Annotated in this window: 2 tRNA genes; both read right to left on the minus strand. The window is 50.3% G+C overall.

Annotated features, from left to right (window positions below):
- Window positions 1-131 precede the first annotated feature (131 nt).
- Window positions 132-207: transfer RNA gene (locus tag LC417_RS22290), tRNA-Ala, on the minus strand.
- A gap of 146 nt (window positions 208-353) precedes the next feature.
- A tRNA-Ile gene (locus LC417_RS22295) sits at window positions 354-430 on the minus strand.
- Between the last annotated feature and the right edge of the window lie 61 nt (window positions 431-491).

A 491-nucleotide genomic window follows, 5' to 3' on the forward strand; every position in this document is an offset into this window, starting at 1 on the left:
ATTACGGAGGAATGACGCGCTGCGTCGTTTCAATTTTCAGCTTGTTCCGGATTGTTAAAGAGCATAATACGTCGCAGCACACCGTCGCCGGTATGCTCTGAGGTATTTCAGAAAAAAACAGATAAACGGTATGGTGGAGCTAAGCGGGATCGAACCGCTGACCTCCTGCGTGCAAGGCAGGCGCTCTCCCAGCTGAGCTATAGCCCCATACAGTTACTGCAGAGACCACTACTACCACTCAACCGAGTTACATTCTTCAGGAGAAGGATGCAATTTCTTTTCAGGCAAGGCATGCGGAAGGGACGTTTACTCAGGTAAACGACCGCGCGCATAACGCAGCATGAGAAGAAATTTGGTAGGCCTGAGTGGACTTGAACCACCGACCTCACCCTTATCAGGGGTGCGCTCTAACCACCTGAGCTACAAGCCTGTAGAGGTTTTTTCTGCTCGTTACTTTTTATCAGACAATCTGTGTGGACACTGCGCGGGAA

Origin of the sequence: Pantoea sp. OVA07A (genome assembly GCF_019969975.1) — a bacterium.
Classification (GTDB): domain Bacteria; phylum Pseudomonadota; class Gammaproteobacteria; order Enterobacterales; family Enterobacteriaceae; genus Pantoea; species Pantoea agglomerans.